Source organism: Ruminococcus callidus ATCC 27760, assembly GCF_000468015.1.
In the GTDB taxonomy this organism is placed as follows: domain Bacteria; phylum Bacillota; class Clostridia; order Oscillospirales; family Ruminococcaceae; genus Ruminococcus_C; species Ruminococcus_C callidus.
Genome location: NZ_KI260304.1, coordinates 12,918 through 32,645 on the forward strand (window position 1 = coordinate 12,918; position 19,728 = coordinate 32,645).

A 19,728-nucleotide genomic window follows, 5' to 3' on the forward strand; every position below is an offset into this window, starting at 1 on the left:
CAACAACCGCAACGACTGCAACCACTACCACAACCACTCCGGCAGCTGCAAAGGGTGATGCTTCCGGCGACGGCGTGCTCGACACCAACGACGTATTCGAAGCCATGCTCTACGTGGCATACTGCGGTGCAGGCATGTCCAGCAATCTCACCGCTGACCAGATCGCCGCTGCTGATATTGACGGTGACGGCTCGGTAGATTCCACCGACGTGTACTATATCCTTTATTACGTTGCCCTGCAGGGTGCAGGCAAGAACCCGACTTGGGACTTCGTGCTGGGCAGAAAGTAATCCCTAGGGAAACACGGCATAAAGCTTGTGCGTAAGATGCGTCGTCAGATTTTTTGGCAGATTGTCAGAAATTCCGCAGGCAGACTGCATGTCTGGCAAGGGATTTCTGGGCAATATGACGGAAAATCTGTACGCAGATTGCGTGCAAAGCCGTCAGGCGGGCTTTATGCAGTGTTTCCCTAATTTTCCTGAAATAAAGAAAGCCGCTGTGCATAACGCACGGCGGCTTTTTGTTGTGGAAAAATCATCTGTTTACGAAGTTTTCTTCTTGCTGACAGTACGCTTTCTGGCGGCGGGCTTTTTCACAGCCGGCTGCTTTTTCGGCTGGATTCGCAGCATAATGCCGGAGAACGGCGGCAGTTCCAGCGTGAACTGCATGCCGGTGCGGGTAACATCGCCTACAATTGCCTGCTTGCTCTCCTCGGTGCTGCCGTGAAAACGTTTCCAGTCGGTGTGCAGCAGCGGTTTCAGACTGCCGCAGTCCGGCAGGGTAAAGGTGAACGTCTGCGTGGCTTCGTCGGACATGTGCAGCAGAATCAGAATGCGGCTGTCACCGGCACGGCGTTCCATGGCGTAGATGCCCTTGGCTTCCTGATGACAGTCCACCCAGCAGAAGCCGTCCCGTTCGTAGTCGTCCTGATACAGTGCCGGTTCGGTGAGATAGAGCCGGTTCAGTTCCAGCATGTAATGGTAGAATGCATCGTGAATGGGATATTTCAGAATGTCCCAGTCCTGCTGCTGCTCCTCGGTCCACTCCCGCAGCTGCCCCAGTTCGCTGCCCATGAACAGCAGCTTTTTGCCGGGGTGTGCATACATATATAAATAGAGCAGCCGGGCCTGCGGGAATTTCTGTTCGTATTCGCCGAACATCTTCTGCATGATCGTGGCTTTTCCGTGGACGTTTTCGTCATGGGAAAGGGGCAGCAGGTAGTATTCGTTGGGGAAGTACATCATGGAGAAGGTCAGCTTGTGGTAGGTGTCGCTGTCCCGCCGTACCCATGGATACTGCCGGAAGTAGTCCAGCGTGTCGTTCATCCAGCCCATGTCCCACTTATAATCAAAGCCCAGTCCGCCGTATTCTACCGGACAGGTCACGCCCTCATAGTTGGTGGAGTCTTCTGCGATCAGCATGCTGTCCGGATGCAGCTGGTGCAGTCCCTGATTCATGCGTTTCAGGAACGTGATGCTGGCGGGATTGATGCCGCGGCTGGCATCGCCGCCCCAGTAGATCAGCCGGCTGACTGCGTCCATACGCAGCCCGTCAAAGTGGAAAACAGACAGCCAGTAGTTGGCACAGGACTGGAGAAAACTGCACACTTCGCCGCGGGCGTGGATAAAGTTGCAGCTGCCCCATTCGCTGTAGTTGTCCTCTTTCTCCGGATACTCATATAATGTTGTACCGTCATAGTGGTTCAGGGCATAGCCGTCCACTGCGAAATGCACCGGTACAAAGTCCAGAATCACACCGATTCCCGCCTGATGACAGGTGTCGACCAGCTGCATCAGCTGATGTGCTGTGCCATAGCGGGAAGTGGGGCTGAAAAAGCCGGTGTTCTGGTATCCCCAGGAGCAGTCCGCAGGGTGCTCACTCAGGGGCATGAACTCGATATAGTTATAGCCTGCCTTTTTGACGTAGTCCACCAGCTTCGGGGCGATCTCCTCATAGGTGTACCAGCCGTTGGGGTTGTTCGGATTGGTTCGCCACGAACCCAGATGCACCTCGTAGATGTTGACCGGTTTCTTCCGGTGATTGCCACGCTGTGCCAGCCATTTCTTGTCGTGGAACGTGTAGCTGGACAGGTCGCGGATAATCGAAGCGTTGTTCGGACGCAGCTCCATGCCGAAGCCATAGGGGTCGCAGTGGTCGATGATGTCGCCGTCGGGATTCTGCGGGGTGATGCGGTACTTGTACATCTGTCCGGCGACGGCTTCCGGTACGGTGAGCTCGTACACGCCGCCGTCGTGGATCCGCTGCATGGGTATCGGCTCCCAGTCGCCGCCCTCCCAGATCAGGTCTACGGCTGCCGCATTGGGAGCAAGGGTGCGGAATACAACGCCCTGTTCTGTCACGTGTGCCCCGAAATACGTGTGGGCATCGAAAGCGTTGCCCAGAAAAAACTGATGAATATCCATAAGGTTGGTTCACTCCTTCGATTGATATATCCATTGAAATTGCATAAGGTTTGCCGTTCCGTTGTAATTTTTTTCTCAAAGTGCATCGAAATCTAGTATTATTATACTAAATCTACATGCTGCATTGCAAGCACCAAATCTGCATATAGTGTTGCATTATAGACAAATGTACATATAGTGTTTGCCGGAACTGCACTTTTTGAGAAAAACCGAAAAAAATTTCGGAAAACCATTGCAATCGAACGGAAAATGCGGTATAATAAAAACAGGACAACACCGTGCAAAGCCGATACACGGACTTGTGCGGGGTTGCCGGAACAGATGACCGTTTCTGACAGAGGCGGCTGTAGTTAGGCTGTACGAATCTGTGGATACGGGGAACAACTGTTGCACCAATTTTTTTAGGAGGCACTTATTTATGTTAGTATCGGCAAAGGATATGATGGACAAGGCTAGAGACGGCAAGTATGCAGTCGGTCAGTTCAACATCAACAATCTGGAATGGACAAAGGCAATCCTGAACACTGCACAGAAGCTGAATTCTCCGGTAATTCTGGGCGTTTCCGGCGGTGCCGGCAAGTACATGACCGGTTTCAAGGTTGTTGCAGATATGGTAAAGGCTATGGACGAATCTCTGGGTATCACCGTTCCGGTTGCTCTGCATCTGGATCACGGCACCTACGATCAGTGCTATGACTGCATCAAGGCTGGCTTTACTTCCATCATGTTCGACGGTTCTCACTTCCCGATCGAAGAAAATCTGGCAAAGACCAAGGAACTGGTTGCAGTTGCTCATAAGCTGGGTCTGTCTATCGAAGCAGAAGTCGGTGCAATCGGCGGCGAAGAAGACGGCGTAATCGGTAGAGGCGAGTGTGCAGATCCGCAGGAATGCAAGACTATCGCTGATCTGGGCGTAGACATTCTGGCTGCTGGTATCGGTAATATCCACGGCGTATATCCGGCAAACTGGGAAGGTCTGAGCTTCGAAACTCTGGAAGCTGTAAAGAAGGCTGTCGGCGACATGCCGCTGGTACTGCACGGCGGTACTGGTATTCCGGACGACCAGATCACAAAGGCAATCTCTCTGGGCGTTGCAAAGATCAACGTAAACACTGAGTGCCAGCTGGTATTCGCAGAAGCTACCAGAAAGTACATCGAAGAAGGCAAGGATCTGAAGGGCAAGGGCTTTGACCCGAGAAAGCTGCTCCTGCCGGGCTACGAAGCAATCATGGCAAAGGTAGAAGAAAAGATGAACCTGTTTGGTTCTGTCAACAAGGCGTAAGAAGCCTGACACACTGCACGAATCTGCAGAGAAAGGAATGTGTTTCTGATGAAAAAGACATTACAGGTAATCCTCGCTGTACTGGAAATCGTCACATATACTCTGGGAATTGTCGTTTGGACAAAGAACCTGATTAATTTGACACATTCTGATGAGAACGAAAGCACAGCTGATGAGGCGTAATGCTTCGAAGAAACCGGTTTGCACCCACCGTGGTGTGAACCGGTTTTTTGTGCACGTATCGGCTTCGGGCAGAAAAAAGACGGATATGATGCGAAAAACGTAAATTTTTTTGGAAAAAAACGTACTTTTTTCTTCAAAAGCCTTGATTTTTTCGTCCGGCAGTGTTATAATAAGTGTAATCATGTAGCAAAAGACCGGAACCCCACCGGTCTTTCGTTTATGTAGGCACTTTTTTCGGCGAAACACACTGCCGGAAAAAGTGCCCAATACGCGGAAAAAAGGAGCAGATGCCATGAAAATGAAGAAGTTCGGCGGAACGGAAAAGGTCGTCTATGACCTCGTAAAGCCGATTGCCGATGAACAGGGATATTCCATCTGGGACGTGAGCTTTGAAAAAGAGGGTGCCTACTGGTACCTGCGGGTTTTCATCGACCACCCCGACGGGATCGACATTGAGGACTGCGAGAAGATGACACGGCCGGTAAATGCGGCAGTGGACGCCGCGGACCCGATCTCGCAGGCATATGTGCTGGAAGTCGGCTCTGCCGGTCTGGAACGGGAACTGAACCAGCCGCAGCACTTTGCAGAAACGCTGGGCATGGAGGTTCGTGCCCGTGCCATTCGCCCGATCAACGGGGAAAAGGAATGGATCGGCATTCTGACCGCGTATGATACAGAACAGATTACCATACAGCCGGAAGAACAGGAAGCACCGGTGACACTGCCGTTGGCAGACCTATCCTATGTGCGGCGGTATGTAACAGTAGAATTTTAACCAACGGAGGCATAACGAAGAAAATGGATAACAGTTTTTTTGACGCACTCTCCCTGCTGGGAAGTGAAAACAACGTAGACATTGCACAGCTGGTGGAAAAAGTAAAGTCTGCCATGCTGAAAGCAGCCAGAAAGGCATATCCGGAGTGTGAGGACAACATCACCGTCGAAATCGATCCGGCAACCAAGAAATTTGAAATGTATGTGCGGCAGACTGTCGTAGACGATGAGCCGATCGATGCCAACGAAGTCAATATCGACGTGGCACGCACCGTAGATCCCAACGCCTATGTAGGCGGCACCATTGACAGACGGCTGGACATCGCCAAGTTCGGCAGAGCCGCTGCACAGTCCGCAAAGCAATCTATTAAGGGTGACCTGCGGGAGATCAATCGGGAACGGATTCTGGGCGAGTTCGAGTCGCTGGAAAACGACTGCATCACCTGTGAAGTTTCTCGGGTGGAAACCAACGGCACTGCAACACTGCTGTACCATAAGACAGAACTGTATCTGTTCCCCAATGAGCAGATCCCGGGCGAAACACTGCACGAAGGACAGCGTGTCAAGGTCTACATCACCACGATCGCCAACAAGCAGAAAAAGCCGATCATCAAGATCTCCCGTGTCCGCAAGGAACTGGTCAAGCGTCTGTTTGAACTGGAGATTCCGGAAATTTATGACGGCACTGTGGAGATCAAGTCCATCTCCCGTGAAGCCGGCTCCCGCACCAAGGTGGCTGTCTGGTCCAAGGACGAAAACGTGGATGCTATCGGTGCCTGCATCGGTCCGAAGCGTTCCCGTATTTCTGCAATTGTGGCTGAACTGAACGGCGAAAAGATCGACATCATTCCCTACAGCGAAAAGCCGGAGGAATTCATTGCCAAGGCACTGGCACCGGCAACGGTTCTGGACGTGCAGATCCTGAGCGAAGAAGAACGCACCTGCACCGTAAAGGTACCGAACAACCAGCTTTCACTGGCGATCGGCAACAAGGGACAGAATGCCAAGCTGGCTGCCAAGCTGACTGGCTATAAGATCGACATCAAGCCGGAATTCGATGTGCTGACTAAGCACGAGCACGATGCAGCACCGGCAGAACAGCCGGAAGCACCGCAGGCAGAACAGCCGGCAGAAGCCGCAGCAGAGGCTCCGGCGGAAACAGCAGAAACAGAAGCAAGTGCACCGGAGGCGAACAGCGTTGAAGAGTAAAAAAGTTCCTATGCGGCTTTGTGTGGGCTGCGGCACCATGCAGCCGAAAAAAGACCTGATTCGGGTGCTGAAAAATGCAGAAGGGGAAATCAAGCTGGATTTCACAGGAAAACAATCCGGACGCGGTGCATATTTATGTAAGAATATGGACTGCTTCGCAGCAGCCAAGAAGGGGCACCGCATTGAGCGTTCTTTCGGCTGCCGTGTTTCGGAAGAAGTCTATGAGGAGATGGAACATGCATTACAGACAGAACTGGCAAGGAATTCTGAGCATCTGTCGTAAAGCCGGAAAGCTGGCAATGGGACTGGAGCCCACCAAAGATGCCATGTACCGCGGGACAGTGTCCGGCGTGCTGGTGGCATCAGACGCATCTGCCAAGACGCGGAAAGAAGCGGCGTTTTACTGCGGGCAGGCACAGGTGCCCTGTCTGGAACTGGCATTTACCAAAGCGGACTTTGCCCAGATGATCGGCAGAGGCAGCGGTGTGCTGGCGATCTGTGACGACGGCTTTTTCCGGAAAATGCAGCTGCTGGCGGAACAGGAAAAACAGGAACCACGCGGAGAAGCGTAACAGACTTTCATCATCACATGCGGTGCCGCAGACAGCTGCGGTCCGCCTGTGCTGTGGAGATACATTCGCAGGAGTGGAGTGCCGCGGCGGAGGAACAGCCTACGCCGGACATTCCTTGGAGAAAAGGAGGATTTTCGCCTATGACGAAGAAAGTAAAATTGAGCGACGTTGCACGGGATCTGCAGATCCCGACACAGGAACTGATCGGATTTTATCAGGAACGCGACGAAAAGGGAAATACGAAAAAGGGTGTGACCGGTCTGACACCGGAGGAGATCAATCTGGCACTGGAGTATTATTCCCAGAAAACACAGGTAGACAGTCTGGACGCTTACTTTGCTTCCAAGGATAAGCCGAAGTCGAAGCAGGAAAAGAAGTCCGGTGACAAGAAGCCGGCGGATAAGAAACCGGCAGACAAGAAAAACAGCGACAAAAAGCCGGCAGAGAAAAAGGCAGCAGACAAAAAGCCTGCTGACAAGAAGCCTCAGCCGGAAAAGAAAGCGGAAGAAAAGAAGCCCGCAGCTCCGCAGGCTCAGAAGCACGAAAAGCCCAAGAAGCAGCAGGCAAAGGCACAGAAGCACGGCGAGCGTCTGCACGTTGAAGTGGAAATGGCATCTGCGGACAGCATTACCACCGAAAAACGCCGCACGGTAGACACCAGAGGCTCTTATGTCGATCTGGATAAGTACAACCAGCGGTATGAGCAGATCGCTCCGGCAAGCAAGTATACCAACGACAGATATTCCACCAAGAAGCAGAAGATCAACCAGAAGTCTGCACAGCGGAATAAGCAGCGGTATTCCAGCAAGCGGGAAACCGAACAGGATAAGCTGCGTCGTCTGGAACTGGAACGTGCCAGAAAGCAGCAGCTGCGTGTCCGTATTCCGGACGTAATCACTGTCGGCGAACTGGCAACCCGTCTGAAAGTCACCGCTACCGAAGTCATCAAGAAGCTGATGATGCTGGGCGTTATGGCGACCATTAACGAGGAGATCGATTTCGATACTGCATCTCTGGTGGCAGAGGAACTGGGTGCAAAGGTAGAGCACGAAGTGATCGTGACCATTGAAGACCGTCTGATCGACGAGGACGACGATGCCGAGGATACCGAAGAACGCTGCCCGGTTGTCTGCGTTATGGGTCACGTTGACCACGGTAAGACTTCCATTCTGGACAGAATCCGTAACGCTCACGTTACCGCAGGTGAAGCCGGCGGCATTACCCAGCATATCGGTGCATATCAGGTACGCTATGAGGGCAAGGACATCACATTCCTGGATACACCGGGTCACGAAGCGTTCACAGCAATGCGTGCCCGCGGTGCCAATATCACAGATATTGCAATTCTGGTTGTGGCTGCCGATGACGGTATCATGCCGCAGACAGTCGAATCTATCAATCACGCCAAGGCTGCCGGAATCACCGTTATTGTTGCTATCAACAAGATGGATAAGGAAGGTGCAAATCCGGACCGCATCAAGGAAGAACTGACCAAGTACGGCATGGTCTGCGAAGAATGGGGCGGCGACGTGATCTGCGTACCGGTTTCTGCAAAGACCGGCGAGGGCATCGATGACCTGCTGGAAAACATTCTGCTGGTCGCAGAAACCAGCGAACTGAAGGCAAATCCGGATCGCCGTGCAAAGGGTACTGTCGTAGAAGCCCGTCTGGACAAGGGACGCGGACCGATCGCTACCCTGCTGGTACAGAACGGCACCCTGCACGTCGGCGATGTCATTATCGCAGGTACCGCAGTCGGCCGTGTGCGTGTCATGACCAACGATAAGGGGCAGGCAGTGGAATCTGCTGGTCCGTCTGTACCGGTAGAGATCACCGGTCTGGCAGAAGTGCCGGAAGCAGGCGATACGTTCAACGCAGTAGAAGATGAGCGTCTGGCAAGAGAACTGGTAGAACAGCGGAAGCACGAGGCAAAGCAGGCGAAGTTCAACGAGTACCAGAAGGTCACTCTGGATAACCTGTTCAGCCAGATCGAACAGGGCGAAATGAAGGAACTGTCCCTGATCGTCAAGGCAGACGTACAGGGTTCTGTAGAAGCTGTCACCCAGTCGCTGGAAAAGCTGTCCAACGACGAAGTCCGCGTCCGCGTGATTCACGGCGGTGTCGGCGGTATCAAAGAAAGCGACGTTATGCTGGCAAGTGCATCGAATGCGATCATCATCGGATTCAACGTTCGTCCGGATCAGACTGCGGAAGAAATTGCAGCACGGGATAAGGTGGATATTCGCACCTACCGTGTCATCTACGATGCGATCGAAGAAATCGAAACTGCGATGAAGGGCATGCTGGCTCCGAAGTTCCGCGAAGTGGTAATGGGACGTATCGAAGTGCGTCAGGTATACAAGATCTCCAATGTTGGTGCCGTTGCCGGTGCATATGTGCTCAACGGCAAGGTGACCAGACAGTGCGAGATTCGCGTGGTACGTGACGGCATTGTCATTGCGGAAGATAAGATGTCCAGCCTGAAGCGGTTCAAGGACGATGTCAAGGAAGTCGGCGAAAGCTATGAGTGCGGTATCACACTGGAAAAATTCCGCGACTTCAAGGAAGGCGACATCTTCGAAGCATTTATCATGGAAGAATACAGAGATTGACAGAAGGGCAACGCCGCATAAAATTGGTGCGGCATTGCTGTGACATCATGTTGCTGAAAAGAAATGCAACGATAGAAAGGAGCCGTACAGCATGGCAAATTTCAAGGCAAATCGTACCGAGGAAGACATCCTGCGGGAAATGACAGCAATTTTGCGGGAACTGAAGGACCCCCGTATCGATCCGATGCTGACGGTCGTCCGTGCAGAACTCTCCCGCGACCTGTCGGACTGCAAGATCTTCGTTTCCAGTCTGTCCGGCAAGGAAACCGCCAAGGAATCCTGCAAAGGTCTGGACAGTGCCTCCGGCTTTATCCGGCGGGAACTGCTTCGCCGGCTGAAGATCCGGCGGAGTCCGGCACTGCATTTTGTGGCAGACGATTCGATCGCACATAGTGCAGAGATCGACCGCATGCTGCATCATATCCAGCCGCCGGTGGAAGAACCGGAGGAAAGCGGCACGGGAGAGGAGTGAACGGCGTGCAGGAGCTGACATTGGCAAAAACAGCCGCATGGCTACAGCAATGTGAAGATGCTTATATTCTGATCCACCGCAGCCCTGACGGGGACTGCATCGGTGCCGGTTATGCACTGGCAGAAATTTTACAGCAGCTGGGAAAGCGTGCGGCAGTGCTCTGCAACGATGAAATCCCACCGCGGTATCAGTTCATGCTGCCGGAACAGCCCGCAGCAGCGGACTTTCCGCCGAAGTGCATTATTGCGGTAGATGTGGCAGATGCCAAGCTGCTGGGCAGCAGGATACAGGAACAGTATGGCAGCCGTGTAGATCTCTGCATTGACCACCACGTATCCAACGTGCCCTACGCCAAGGCAAGACTGCTGGACGGTACGGCTTCGGCGGTGTGTGAAATCCTCTACCGCCTGTGCCGCGTGTTGCCGGTTCAGATAACGGACAGCATTGCAGTGTGCCTGTATACCGGCATGGCAACGGATACCGGCTGTTTTCAGTATGATAACGCCGGTCCGGAAACCCACCGTGCGGTGGCGGCATTGATGGAAATATGCCCCGATGTGCGGTATGCGTGGATCAACCGGAAAATGTTTGCAGTCAAGAGCTTTGGCAGATTGCAGCTGGATAAACTGCTGATCGATCATCTGGAATGTTATCTGGACGGCAAGTGTGTCCTGATCTGTGTGTCACAGGAATTCCTGAAAAAATTCCACGTGGACGAAGCAGAACTGGAAGGCATTGCCGGATTTCCGCTACAGGTAGAGGGTGCAGAGATCGGCATCACCATGAAAGAAAAAGAAGCCGGAAAATTCCGGATCTCCATGCGTTCGGCAGATCAGGTCAATGTATCTGCGATCTGTCAGCGGCTGGGCGGCGGCGGCCATGTAAAGGCTGCCGGCTGTCAGGTAGAGGGTACCGCAGATGAGGTACGCCGCATTTTGCTGGACGCAGTAAAGGAAGAATGGGGGAAGGCATGAGTCAGGAAACAATGCAGGGGGTTCTCTGCATGCAAAAACCCGCGGAGTTCACATCGTTTGATGTCATCGGCAAGCTGCGTGGCATTCTGCATATGCGGCGGCTGGGGCATACCGGAACGCTGGATCCTATGGCAACCGGTGTGCTGCCGGTGCTGGTGGGAAAGGCAGCCCGTGCCTGTGACATTCTGCCCGATCAATCGAAAATGTATCGTGCTACGGTACAGTTCGGCTGGGAAACCGACACCGAAGATGTCTGGGGCACCCGCACGGCTGTCTATCCGGAAATGCACGTGACAAAAGAGGCACTGGACGCAGTGCTCCCGCAGTTTGTGGGAGCAATCCAGCAGGTGCCGCCTATGTATTCCGCGGTTTCTGTGGAGGGAACACGTCTGTACGAACTGGCAAGACGGGGCGTTGTGATCGAACGTCCGGCACGGACAGTACAGGTGGATTCCATTGTGCTGGAAGCATGGGACGAAGACAAGCAGACCGCGGAACTGTCTGTTGCCTGCGGCAAGGGCACCTATATCCGCACGCTGCTCTGCGACATCGGAAAAGCACTGGGCGGCGGTGCCGTGATGACGGCACTGTGCCGGACAAAGGCAAGCGGCTTTACGCTGGAACAGTGCTATACATTTGAGCAGGTGACGGAGTTTTGCCGGCGGGGAACGCTGGCGGAACATCTCATTCCCACAGACCGTCTGTTTACGGCACTGCCGGAGCTGCACCTGACAGAACAGCAGTCCACCCTGTACGGCAACGGTGTCAAGCTGGCATTGAGCCGTGTGGAGGGCGTTCTGCCGGAGCAGGATTTGTACCGCGTTTACGGTGCAGACGGCAGCTTCTTCGGAACTGCACAGGCAGACCGGAATGCGGACGAACTGCGTGTGGGAAAGAATCTGAAATAGAAAGGCGGAAACGTGCTTGAAAGGATTCCAACGCATCACTGCACCGCTGGCACAGAAAAGTGCCGTGGCACTGGGCTTTTTTGATGGTGTGCATCTGGGACACCGTGCCGTGCTGGGGGCAGCTGCCCGCTGTGCGGCAGAACAGGAACTGCTGGCGTGTGCATTTACTTTTGCGGCAGATTCCGTTCCGGTAAAACAAGGCGTGCCGCTGTCTTATCTCTATACAGATACCCAGAAAGCGGAATTGATGCAGGACTGCGGGATCCATGGGGTATACTGTCCGGCATTTTCGGAACTGTGCGGACTGGACGGCGAGGCATTCTGCCGGCAGGTGCTGGTGGAACTGCTCCATGCACAGGAGGTATTCTGCGGCGGAGATTTCCGCTTTGGTGCAAAAGCAGCGTGGAATATCGACAGCCTGCGGGAATTCGGCAGCCAGTTCGGGTTCGGCGTGCATCAGGTCGCACCGGTGCTCTGCGGCGGAGAGAAAATTTCCTCCACCGCGATCCGGCAGGCGGTCCGTGCCGGAAAGCCGGAACAGGCAGCGAACCTGCTGGGCGTGCCCTATCACGTCAGCGGCAGAGTTATCCACGGGGCAGCACTGGGGCGAACCAAGGCAGTCCCGACGATCAACATTCCCTTTGCAGCAGGACAGCTGGTGCCGCGGTATGGCGTGTATGTTTCACGGACGCACACCCCGCAGGGCAGCTTCGATTCCATTACGGATATTGGAGTCAAGCCCACTGTCAGCGAAGCACAGCTGCCGGCGGCAGAAACGTTTCTGCTGCACTTTTCCGGCGACCTGTACGAACAGCCCTGTCGGGTGGAATTGCTGCATTTCCTGCGGGACGAGCAGAAATTCCCCGATGTGGACAGCCTGTACCGGCAGATCGCACAGGATCAGAAACAGTGTCAGGAATGGCTGAAACAACATGATCTGTGAGAACACAGAGATTATCATATGAAAGGAAGTACTAGCAATGTACAAAAGAGTGAGAACCAGATTTGCACCCAGCCCGACGGGCTATATGCACATCGGCAACCTGCGTACCGCATTGTTTGCCTATCTGATCGCCAAGAAACAGGACGGCGATTTTATTCTGCGGATCGAGGACACCGATCAGGAACGTTATGTAGAAGGTGCCGTTGATGTGATCTATGATACCCTGCGGGTTGCCGGTCTGAACTGGGACGAAGGTCCGGACATCGGCGGTCCGGTGGGACCGTATGTACAGTCGGAGCGTATGGGCATGTTCAAGTCCTACGCGGAAGAACTGGTGAAAACCGGTCACGCATATTACTGCTTCTGTGACAAGGAGCGTCTGGAAGAAGTGCGGAAAATTCAGGAAGCTTCTCACATTGCTCCCATGTATGACCGCCACTGCCGGAATCTCTCTCCGGAAGAAATTCAGGAAAAGCTGGACGCAGGTGTTCCCTACGTCATTCGCCAGAAGATGCCGTTGGAGGGAACTACCACATTCCACGACGACATTTACGGAGATGTGACAGTGGAGAACAGCACACTGGACGACCAGATCCTGATCAAGACCGACGGCATGCCGACCTACAACTTTGCCAACGTTGTGGACGACCACCTCATGGGCATCACCCATGTTGTACGCGGCAACGAGTACCTTTCCTCTGCTCCGAAGTATAATCTGCTGTATCAGGCATTCGGCTGGGACGTACCGGAATATGTACACTGTGCACCGGTCATGAAAGACAAGACACACAAGCTGTCCAAGAGAAACGGCGATGCTTCTTTCCAAGACCTGATGAAAAAGGGCTATCTGCCGGAAGCAGTTATCAATTTCATCGCACTGCTGGGCTGGGCACCCTCCGGCGAATATAACGAACAGGAAATTTTCACGCTGGACGAACTGAAAAAAGCATTCGAGATCAGCGGCATCAGCAAGGCTCCGGCAATTTTCGACGATCAGAAACTCCGTGCCATTAACGGTGCTTATGTACACAAAATGGATCCGGCAGATTTCGAAAAGGCAGCAGAGCCGTATATCCGCCAGACAGTAAAGCGGACAGACATTGACCTGTCCCTGCTGTGCAGTGTGCTCCAGAACCGCACCGAAGTATTCTCTGATATTCCGGAGCAGGTGGACTTTATTGATGCCATGCCGGAATACGATCTGGAAATGTACCGCCACAAGAAGATGAAGACCACACCGGAAACCGCACTGGAAGCCCTGAAGGAAGCCCTGCCGGTTCTGGAGAGTGTCGAACAGTGGGATACTGAGCACATTCACGAAGCACTGTTTGCAAAGATCGCAGATCTGGGCGTGAAAAACGGCTGGATGCTGTGGCCGCTGCGGACAGCTGTTTCCGGAAAGCAGTTTACACCGGGCGGCGGCGTAGAACTGTGTGCAATTCTGGGCAAGGAAGATACACTGGCACGTGTTCGAAAGGCGATTGACGCACTTTCTGCATAAGGCTTTGCAATCAGGCAATTGGAACCTTTCGTAAGATTATCACTTCTCTATCACAATAGAATGATAAACTATACCTAGTTTTTGTGTGCAGGGCAGGAGCGTTCTGTCCGGCACGCAGCAGAAGGAGGCAATCACAAGGATGATTGAAGTCAAACATCTGACGAAACAATACGGCGACAAGCTGGCAGTCAACGACATCAGCTTTACCGTAGAGGACGGCGAGATTCTGGGACTTCTGGGACCGAACGGTGCCGGAAAGTCTACGACCATGAATATGCTGACCGGCTACATCAGTTCCACCTCCGGACAGGCACTGATCAACGGCATTGACATTTTGGAAGACCCGATCAAAGCCAAGGCACAGATCGGCTATCTGCCGGAACTGCCGCCGCTGTATCTGGATATGACCGTCATGGGTTATCTGAACTTTGTCTATGACCTGAAAAAGTGCAAGCTGCCCCGCCGTTCCCATCTGAAAGACGTGTGCAACCTGTGCCGCATCAGCGACGTTTCCGGTCGTGTCATCAAGCACCTGTCCAAGGGCTACCGCCAGCGTGTCGGTCTGGCACAGGCACTGATCAACAACCCGCCGATCCTGATTCTGGACGAGCCCACTGTTGGTCTGGACCCGAAGCAGATCATTGAGATCCGCACACTGGTCAAGAAGCTGGGCAAAAAGCACACCGTCATTCTTTCCTCCCACATTTTGTCGGAGGTACAGGAAGTCTGTGACCGTGTGGTAATTATCAACCACGGACAGATCGCCGCAAACGACACCATTGACAACCTGTCGAAGGCGGTTTCCGGTGTCAACCGTCTGGTGGTTCGCATCAGCGGTCCGAAGAATGAAGTGCTACAGGCGATTCGTGCTATAGACGACGTGACGAAAGTCCGTGCAGATATGGAACGGGAGCCGAAGATCTTCGAATTCGAGATCGAGGCAAAACCCGATGCCGACATTCGTCCGGCTCTGAACCAGATGGTCAAGGAACACGGCTGGGACATTTACAAAATGGATCTGGGCGTGATGACGCTGGAAGATGCATTCCTGAAGATCACCATGGGCGAGGGTGTCAAGCTTTCTTCGGAAAAGAGCAGTGCTCCCGCCGCAGAAAAGTCCGCAGCTCCGGCAGCTGAAACTACGGCTCCGGAAGAACCCGCAGCAGCACCGGCAGAAGCCGAAAAGGCAGAAACGCCGGCAGAAGATGCTGCACAGAAACAAGAAGGAGGCGAAGCGTAATGGGTGCGATCTATCGCCGTGAAGTCGGAGCGTTTTTCACCTCCAGCATTGCCTATGTTTTTCTGGCAGTGTTCTATCTGGCAGCAGGCTATTTCTTCTTCGGCTCGTCGCTGGCAATGGCAACGACCGATATGTCCAACTTGTTCAGCAGCCTGTTTTTCGTCATCACCATTCTGATTCCGGTACTGACCATGCGTTTGTTCAGTGAGGAAAAGAAGCAAAAGACCGAACAGGGACTTCTGACGGCACCGGTTTCCATCGGCGGCATCGTCATGGGAAAATATCTGGCAGCCCTCACGCTGTATACCATTGGTCTGGCGATCATTTTTGTCTATGCTCTAATCCTGAGCTTTTTCGGGGCAGTGGCATGGGGCATCGTGATCTCCAACATTCTGGCACTGTTCCTGCTGGGAGCAGCCTTTATTGCCGTGACATTGTTCATCTCGTCCCTGACCGAAAATCAGGTAGTTGCCGCTGTGCTGGGCATGATTGTTCTGCTGGCACTGGCTCTGATCGACGTGGTGGCACGGTATGCAGAAAATGTACCGGTTGTTCCCACCGTTCTGAATGCTCTGTCGTTCTACACCAGATACTATGATTTCACTGCCGGTCTGTTTGATCCGGCTGGCGTGCTGTTTTATGTAAGTACGGCAGTGATCTTCAACTTCTTTACGGTACGCGTGTTCGAAAAACGGCGTTGGAGTTGAGAGGAGGACATCACCAATGGAAAAACAGAAACATACAGAAACAGCAGAGGCTTCTCTGGAAAAACAGCAGAAAAAACTGAAGAACCGGAAAAAGCTGAAATACGGCGGTCTGGCAACTGCGATCACCGTGATCTTTGTGGCAGTTGTGGTACTGGTCAACGTCGTGGTCACCCAGATCGGCAAGCGGTATCCGGATTTTAAGCTGGATCTGACCACCGCAAACCTCTATGCGATCAGCGATGAAACACTGGACTATATCCGCAATATGGACAAAGACGTGGACATTGCCATTTCTTCCGATGAAGCTACTTTCACTTCGGACAAGAACAATAAGATGATCGCGGAAACCCTGTCCAAGTATCAGGGCTATTCTGACCGCATCAGTGTGACCTATTTTGACACCACCAAGGATCCGGACGTATTGTCCAAGTATCAGGAACTGTACGGCGGTTCGATCCAGTCCAATGAGATCATCATCACCAGCGGCAGCCGCATCAAGGTGTACAACACTACCACTGATATGTTTGAAGTGGATCAGCAGAAGTACCAGTACTATCAGTACGGCATGGCAAGCTTTGCAGACTGCATCACCGCGTTTAAGGGCGAACAGACCCTGACTTCCGGTATCATGAACGTTACCGATTCCAATCCCAAGACCGTGGGCATCATTGCCACCACCAACGGCAGCCCGATCTTTGCACAGACCAACACTTCTTCTGACCCGAACACCTATGCGTTCTATGCAATGGAAAACCTGCTGGACGAAAACGGTTATGATGTGAGCCGTCTGGACATGATCAACGACACACTGGATACAGAAAAGTATGACATTCTGGTGCTGCCGGCTCCGAAGACAGACCTGACCACCGATTCTGTACAGAAGCTGCAAAACTTCATGTACAATGACGGCAAGCTGGGCAAGCAGCTGGTCTACATCGCAGACTACACCCAGTCCTCCACGCCGAATCTGGACGCATTCCTGAAAGAGTGGAACGTACAGGTGGATTACAGTTCTGTCATCGACGAAAACAACAGCACCAATCAGGAAGTCAACATTCTCCTGTCCCAGAGCAACAACAGAAGCTTCGTGGCTCCGGTCGTGACAGTGACAGATGAAGAAGACTATACCGGTAATCTGGCAAATGCCAGCCTGCCGATCGTGGCTCCTATGGCACGTCCGATCCAGACACTGACCGCCAACAACGGCAGAACGGTAACGGCACTGCTGACCTCGTCGGATACCTCTTACTGCTACCCGCTGTCGCCGAAGGACTACAGCACAGACAGCACTGCTGCTGTGGCTGACGGTTCTGCGGACAGTCAGGAAGCTACAGAGGCAGCCACCGAAGCAGCTGCTACCACCACTTCTTTCGATAAGAATTCCGCACCCAAGGGACAGAATACCGTTATGGCACTTTGCCGTGACCAGCAGTCTACCGGTGACGCTTTCATTGAAAGTGATGTGATCGTGCTGGGCTCCATGTCGATGCTGGACGTAAATCTGGTACAGAATTCGGCATACAACAATGCGGAATACTTTGTAGGTCTGCTGAACTCTGTCTGCGGCAAGGAAGACAGCATCGTAGTTGCTCCCAAGGACTTGACACAGACTTCGATCTCCGCATCTGCAACACAGCTGAAAGCGATCCGTCTGGTCGTGGTATTCCTCATTCCGCTGGCAGTTGTTGTGGCTGGCGTGATCGTTGCAGTCCGCAGACGGTACCGTTAAGGGAGGCACATCATGCGTAAAAAAGCACTGGGAATCATCGGCGGCGTGGTGCTGGTGGCAGCACTGGGCACGGCATCGTTTTTCCTGCTGCGGAATACACCGGAGGAGGATTCTTCTTCCGTGTCTTCTTCTGACAGTAGCGAGGAAAGCATTTCGCTGACCTCGGAAGACCCGAACGATGTGACTTCTATCGACATCACCAACGGCAGCGGTTCCTTTGCAGTGGTTCGCACGGCAGAGGGCACCGGCACAGGAGATGACCATGCGGCATATGCCGTGTCCGGCTGGGAAGATCTGCCTATGGATACCTCCACCCTGTGGACACTGTCCAACAATACCGCTTCTATGGAAGCCAACGGGGTGGTAGAAGAAAACTGCTCCGATCTGGAAAAATTCGGTCTGGACGATGCCGAGGCGACCGCAGTCACACTGCATTTCGCCGACGGCAGCGACTACAGCTTCCGCGTGGGCAATGCTGCCGCAGATGCTTCCAATACCTACTTTGCACCGGCAGACAAGGACACCGTCTACACGGTGAAAACATCGCTGGTGGCAAACTTCAGCAAGTCCGCAACGGATTTCCTGTCCACTACGATGCTGGAAGCACCGGCGGATACCAATGATTATCCCATTGTCAACAAGCTGACTGTGGAACGCAAGGATATGGACTATACGCTGGAGCTGGACTATGACGAAGATGCCGCAGACAACACCAATATGGGCGGCACTGTGGCAAGCCATGAAATGGTATCGCCGGTGCCGGCATATCTGAGCGTAGACCGTTCGACACCGGTGGTGACCGGCATGTTCGGACTGAAAGCGGAAAAGGTTGCAGTTCCGCACCCCTCGGCAGAGGACATCGCCAATGCCGGACTGGACGACCCGTTCGGGACGGCAACCATGGCGTGTGCAGACGGCAACACATATGTACTGACATTCGGCGAACGCTTTACCGAAAAAGATGAGGAGAACGGTACGGAAACGGCGTACTATTATGCGATGCTGAACGGTGTGGACGCGATCTATCAGGTGACCGGGGAAAACTTGGTCTGGGCGACAACAACGCCCACGGATATTGCTTCCAAGCTGGTGCTGGGCACCTATGTCTGGGACGTAGGCTCACTGGATGTCAGCGTCGGCGAGCAGAAGTTCCAGTTTCAGGTGACCGGCAGCGATAAGGACACCGCGGTCGTCACCCTGAACGGAGAGAGTACCGACAAGGAACGTTACCGCCAGTTCTACTCGTTCCTGCTGAACACCACGGCGGAAACCGTCAAGCTGGACGGCGAGCCGGCAGGGGAGATGCTGGGAGAAATCCACGTCAAGACACAGGACGGCAAATTCGAACGGGATCTACAGTTCTACGCCATTGACGAGTTCACCTGTCTGATCACCGCAGACGGCAAGTCGGCGTACACCTGCCGTAAAACTTATCTGGACACACTGCTGAACAACATGAACATCTACGACGACACAAGTCAGGACTTTACGACGAACTGGAGCTAAGTCAGGGGGCTGACCGTTCCGGAGAAAGGAAGGAACAGCAATGAATCAGGAATTTTTTATGTATCGGGGGTATCCTCTGGTACGCAAGGGAAACGAAATCTATTATGGGTATATGTCAGAGCCATTCGTGGTAATGATGCAGATCGTGCATCAGCAGGAAGTGAACGGGCTGAAGGTTGCAGATAAGATTCGCGTCTATCAGATCGCAACCAAGGAGCCGGATCCTGTGAAGGCGATCACCAAGACTTCCGACCGACCGAATTTGTATGAAGCCGTAGATCTGGCAAACGTCTGGCTGAAGCGTGCTGAAAAGGACGCAGCAGCAAAGTAAATCCGATTTGCTTGGAAAAGAGCATCTCTGCACGGGAGTGATCCTGTGGGAGATGCTCTTTTTGTTTGGCTGCCTTTTTCAAAAATAGGCTCCCCTGAAAGGGCACCCGCAGGGCGTGCCTTGTGCTGAGCTGTCACCGCAGGTGACTGAGGGGTTTTTCGTAACTCTTTTACACCAAGCAAAAGATTCCACAAGAACCCCTCCACCGTCTAATGACGGTTCCCCTCGTACTGAGCGGTCCCCTCTGCCCTGCGGGCATCTCCCCACCCCGTGGGGAGTCACCCCTTCAGGGGAGGCTATTTTTATTCAGGCTCCCTTTTGTGTATATGGCTCCCCTGAAAGGGCACCCGTAGGGCGTGCCT

Annotated in this window: 18 protein-coding genes and 1 pseudogene; 18 read left to right on the forward strand and 1 reads right to left on the reverse strand. The window is 53.4% G+C overall.

Going from position 1 to position 19,728, the window contains the following annotated elements; translation table 11 throughout:
• Positions 1 to 290: pseudogene (locus tag RUMCAL_RS01925) on the forward strand (hypothetical protein); the annotation flags it as partial.
• Between the two features lie 252 nt (positions 291 to 542).
• Here RUMCAL_RS01925 and glgB read toward each other — a convergent pair.
• The gene (gene glgB / locus RUMCAL_RS01930; RefSeq protein WP_021680757.1) at positions 543 to 2,423 is read right to left on the reverse strand and encodes a 1,4-alpha-glucan branching protein GlgB; all 1,881 of its coding nucleotides are present in this window, start codon (positions 2,421 to 2,423) and stop codon (positions 543 to 545) included.
• 418 nt (positions 2,424 to 2,841) lie between these two features.
• Between glgB and fba the strand changes: the two genes are divergently transcribed.
• The 17 genes from fba to RUMCAL_RS02010 all read left to right on the forward strand — a co-directional run bounded on the left by fba (position 2,842) and on the right by RUMCAL_RS02010 (position 19,366).
• Positions 2,842 to 3,705, forward strand: coding sequence for a class II fructose-1,6-bisphosphate aldolase (gene fba / locus RUMCAL_RS01935; RefSeq protein ID WP_021680759.1), 864 nt, complete (start codon positions 2,842 to 2,844; stop codon positions 3,703 to 3,705).
• 48 nt (positions 3,706 to 3,753) lie between these two features.
• A complete protein-coding gene (locus tag RUMCAL_RS16615; protein ID WP_276690405.1) occupies positions 3,754 to 3,888 on the forward strand; it encodes a hypothetical protein in 135 nt (44 codons plus the stop codon).
• Between the two features lie 292 nt (positions 3,889 to 4,180).
• Entirely contained in the window at positions 4,181 to 4,663 is a 483-nt protein-coding gene (rimP, locus tag RUMCAL_RS01940) for a ribosome maturation factor RimP (RefSeq protein WP_021680761.1), read from the forward strand.
• A 23-nt stretch (positions 4,664 to 4,686) separates the two neighbouring features.
• Entirely contained in the window at positions 4,687 to 5,871 is a 1,185-nt protein-coding gene (gene nusA, locus RUMCAL_RS01945; RefSeq protein WP_021680762.1) for a transcription termination factor NusA, read from the forward strand.
• Entirely contained in the window at positions 5,861 to 6,154 is a 294-nt protein-coding gene (gene rnpM / locus RUMCAL_RS01950; protein WP_021680763.1) for an RNase P modulator RnpM, read from the forward strand. The genes nusA and rnpM overlap by 11 nt, the downstream gene beginning before the upstream one ends.
• Positions 6,108 to 6,443 (forward strand): L7Ae/L30e/S12e/Gadd45 family ribosomal protein, encoded by a 336-nt coding sequence (locus RUMCAL_RS01955; protein ID WP_169725977.1) that lies wholly within the window; start codon positions 6,108 to 6,110, stop codon positions 6,441 to 6,443. Before rnpM ends, RUMCAL_RS01955 begins: the two co-directional genes overlap by 47 nt.
• Before the next feature lie 140 nt (positions 6,444 to 6,583).
• Positions 6,584 to 9,055 carry a translation initiation factor IF-2 gene (infB, locus tag RUMCAL_RS01960; protein WP_084194311.1) on the forward strand — a complete coding sequence of 824 codons (2,472 nt, stop codon included), beginning with the start codon at positions 6,584 to 6,586 and terminating at the stop codon, positions 9,053 to 9,055.
• Between the two features lie 91 nt (positions 9,056 to 9,146).
• Positions 9,147 to 9,527 (forward strand): 30S ribosome-binding factor RbfA, encoded by a 381-nt coding sequence (rbfA, locus tag RUMCAL_RS01965; protein ID WP_021680766.1) that lies wholly within the window; start codon positions 9,147 to 9,149, stop codon positions 9,525 to 9,527.
• Positions 9,528 to 9,532: 5 nt separating this feature from the next.
• Positions 9,533 to 10,501 (forward strand): DHH family phosphoesterase, encoded by a 969-nt coding sequence (locus RUMCAL_RS01970; RefSeq protein ID WP_040646574.1) that lies wholly within the window; start codon positions 9,533 to 9,535, stop codon positions 10,499 to 10,501.
• An 11-nt stretch (positions 10,502 to 10,512) separates the two neighbouring features.
• On the forward strand, positions 10,513 to 11,409 hold the full coding sequence (gene truB, locus RUMCAL_RS01975) for a tRNA pseudouridine(55) synthase TruB (RefSeq protein WP_040646576.1): 897 nt from the start codon (positions 10,513 to 10,515) through the stop codon (positions 11,407 to 11,409).
• 16 nt (positions 11,410 to 11,425) lie between these two features.
• Positions 11,426 to 12,352, forward strand: coding sequence for a riboflavin biosynthesis protein RibF (gene ribF, locus RUMCAL_RS01980; RefSeq protein ID WP_021680769.1), 927 nt, complete (start codon positions 11,426 to 11,428; stop codon positions 12,350 to 12,352).
• Between the two features lie 37 nt (positions 12,353 to 12,389).
• Entirely contained in the window at positions 12,390 to 13,853 is a 1,464-nt protein-coding gene (gene gltX, locus RUMCAL_RS01985; RefSeq protein ID WP_040646557.1) for a glutamate--tRNA ligase, read from the forward strand.
• A 139-nt stretch (positions 13,854 to 13,992) separates the two neighbouring features.
• On the forward strand, positions 13,993 to 15,093 hold the full coding sequence (locus RUMCAL_RS01990) for an ABC transporter ATP-binding protein (protein ID WP_040646559.1): 1,101 nt from the start codon (positions 13,993 to 13,995) through the stop codon (positions 15,091 to 15,093).
• Positions 15,093 to 15,800 carry an ABC transporter permease gene (locus RUMCAL_RS01995; RefSeq protein ID WP_021680772.1) on the forward strand — a complete coding sequence of 236 codons (708 nt, stop codon included), beginning with the start codon at positions 15,093 to 15,095 and terminating at the stop codon, positions 15,798 to 15,800. Before RUMCAL_RS01990 ends, RUMCAL_RS01995 begins: the two co-directional genes overlap by 1 nt.
• Positions 15,801 to 15,816: 16 nt before the next feature.
• The gene (locus RUMCAL_RS02000) at positions 15,817 to 17,529 is read left to right on the forward strand and encodes a GldG family protein (protein WP_021680773.1); all 1,713 of its coding nucleotides are present in this window, start codon (positions 15,817 to 15,819) and stop codon (positions 17,527 to 17,529) included.
• 12 nt (positions 17,530 to 17,541) lie between these two features.
• The gene (locus RUMCAL_RS02005; RefSeq protein ID WP_021680774.1) at positions 17,542 to 19,035 is read left to right on the forward strand and encodes a DUF4340 domain-containing protein; all 1,494 of its coding nucleotides are present in this window, start codon (positions 17,542 to 17,544) and stop codon (positions 19,033 to 19,035) included.
• A 40-nt stretch (positions 19,036 to 19,075) separates the two neighbouring features.
• Complete coding sequence (locus tag RUMCAL_RS02010) at positions 19,076 to 19,366, forward strand: hypothetical protein (protein ID WP_021680775.1); 291 nt, start codon at positions 19,076 to 19,078, stop codon at positions 19,364 to 19,366.
• The last annotated feature ends 362 nt before the right edge of the window (positions 19,367 to 19,728 follow it).

Bases quoted from the DNA above. Each gene is read 5' to 3' on its own strand.
- glgB (WP_021680757.1), bottom strand. From the start codon at position 2,423: ATGGATATTCATCAGTTTTTTCTGGGCAACGCTTTCGATGCCCACACG.
- fba (WP_021680759.1), top strand. From the start codon at position 2,842: ATGTTAGTATCGGCAAAGGATATGATGGACAAGGCTAGAGACGGCAAG.
- RUMCAL_RS16615 (WP_276690405.1), top strand. From the start codon at position 3,754: ATGAAAAAGACATTACAGGTAATCCTCGCTGTACTGGAAATCGTCACA.
- rimP (WP_021680761.1), top strand. From the start codon at position 4,181: ATGAAAATGAAGAAGTTCGGCGGAACGGAAAAGGTCGTCTATGACCTC.
- nusA (WP_021680762.1), top strand. From the start codon at position 4,687: ATGGATAACAGTTTTTTTGACGCACTCTCCCTGCTGGGAAGTGAAAAC.
- RUMCAL_RS01955 (WP_169725977.1), top strand. From the start codon at position 6,108: ATGCATTACAGACAGAACTGGCAAGGAATTCTGAGCATCTGTCGTAAA.
- infB (WP_084194311.1), top strand. From the start codon at position 6,584: ATGACGAAGAAAGTAAAATTGAGCGACGTTGCACGGGATCTGCAGATC.
- rbfA (WP_021680766.1), top strand. From the start codon at position 9,147: ATGGCAAATTTCAAGGCAAATCGTACCGAGGAAGACATCCTGCGGGAA.
- truB (WP_040646576.1), top strand. From the start codon at position 10,513: ATGCAGGGGGTTCTCTGCATGCAAAAACCCGCGGAGTTCACATCGTTT.
- gltX (WP_040646557.1), top strand. From the start codon at position 12,390: ATGTACAAAAGAGTGAGAACCAGATTTGCACCCAGCCCGACGGGCTAT.
- RUMCAL_RS01990 (WP_040646559.1), top strand. From the start codon at position 13,993: ATGATTGAAGTCAAACATCTGACGAAACAATACGGCGACAAGCTGGCA.
- RUMCAL_RS01995 (WP_021680772.1), top strand. From the start codon at position 15,093: ATGGGTGCGATCTATCGCCGTGAAGTCGGAGCGTTTTTCACCTCCAGC.
- RUMCAL_RS02000 (WP_021680773.1), top strand. From the start codon at position 15,817: ATGGAAAAACAGAAACATACAGAAACAGCAGAGGCTTCTCTGGAAAAA.
- RUMCAL_RS02005 (WP_021680774.1), top strand. From the start codon at position 17,542: ATGCGTAAAAAAGCACTGGGAATCATCGGCGGCGTGGTGCTGGTGGCA.
- RUMCAL_RS02010 (WP_021680775.1), top strand. From the start codon at position 19,076: ATGAATCAGGAATTTTTTATGTATCGGGGGTATCCTCTGGTACGCAAG.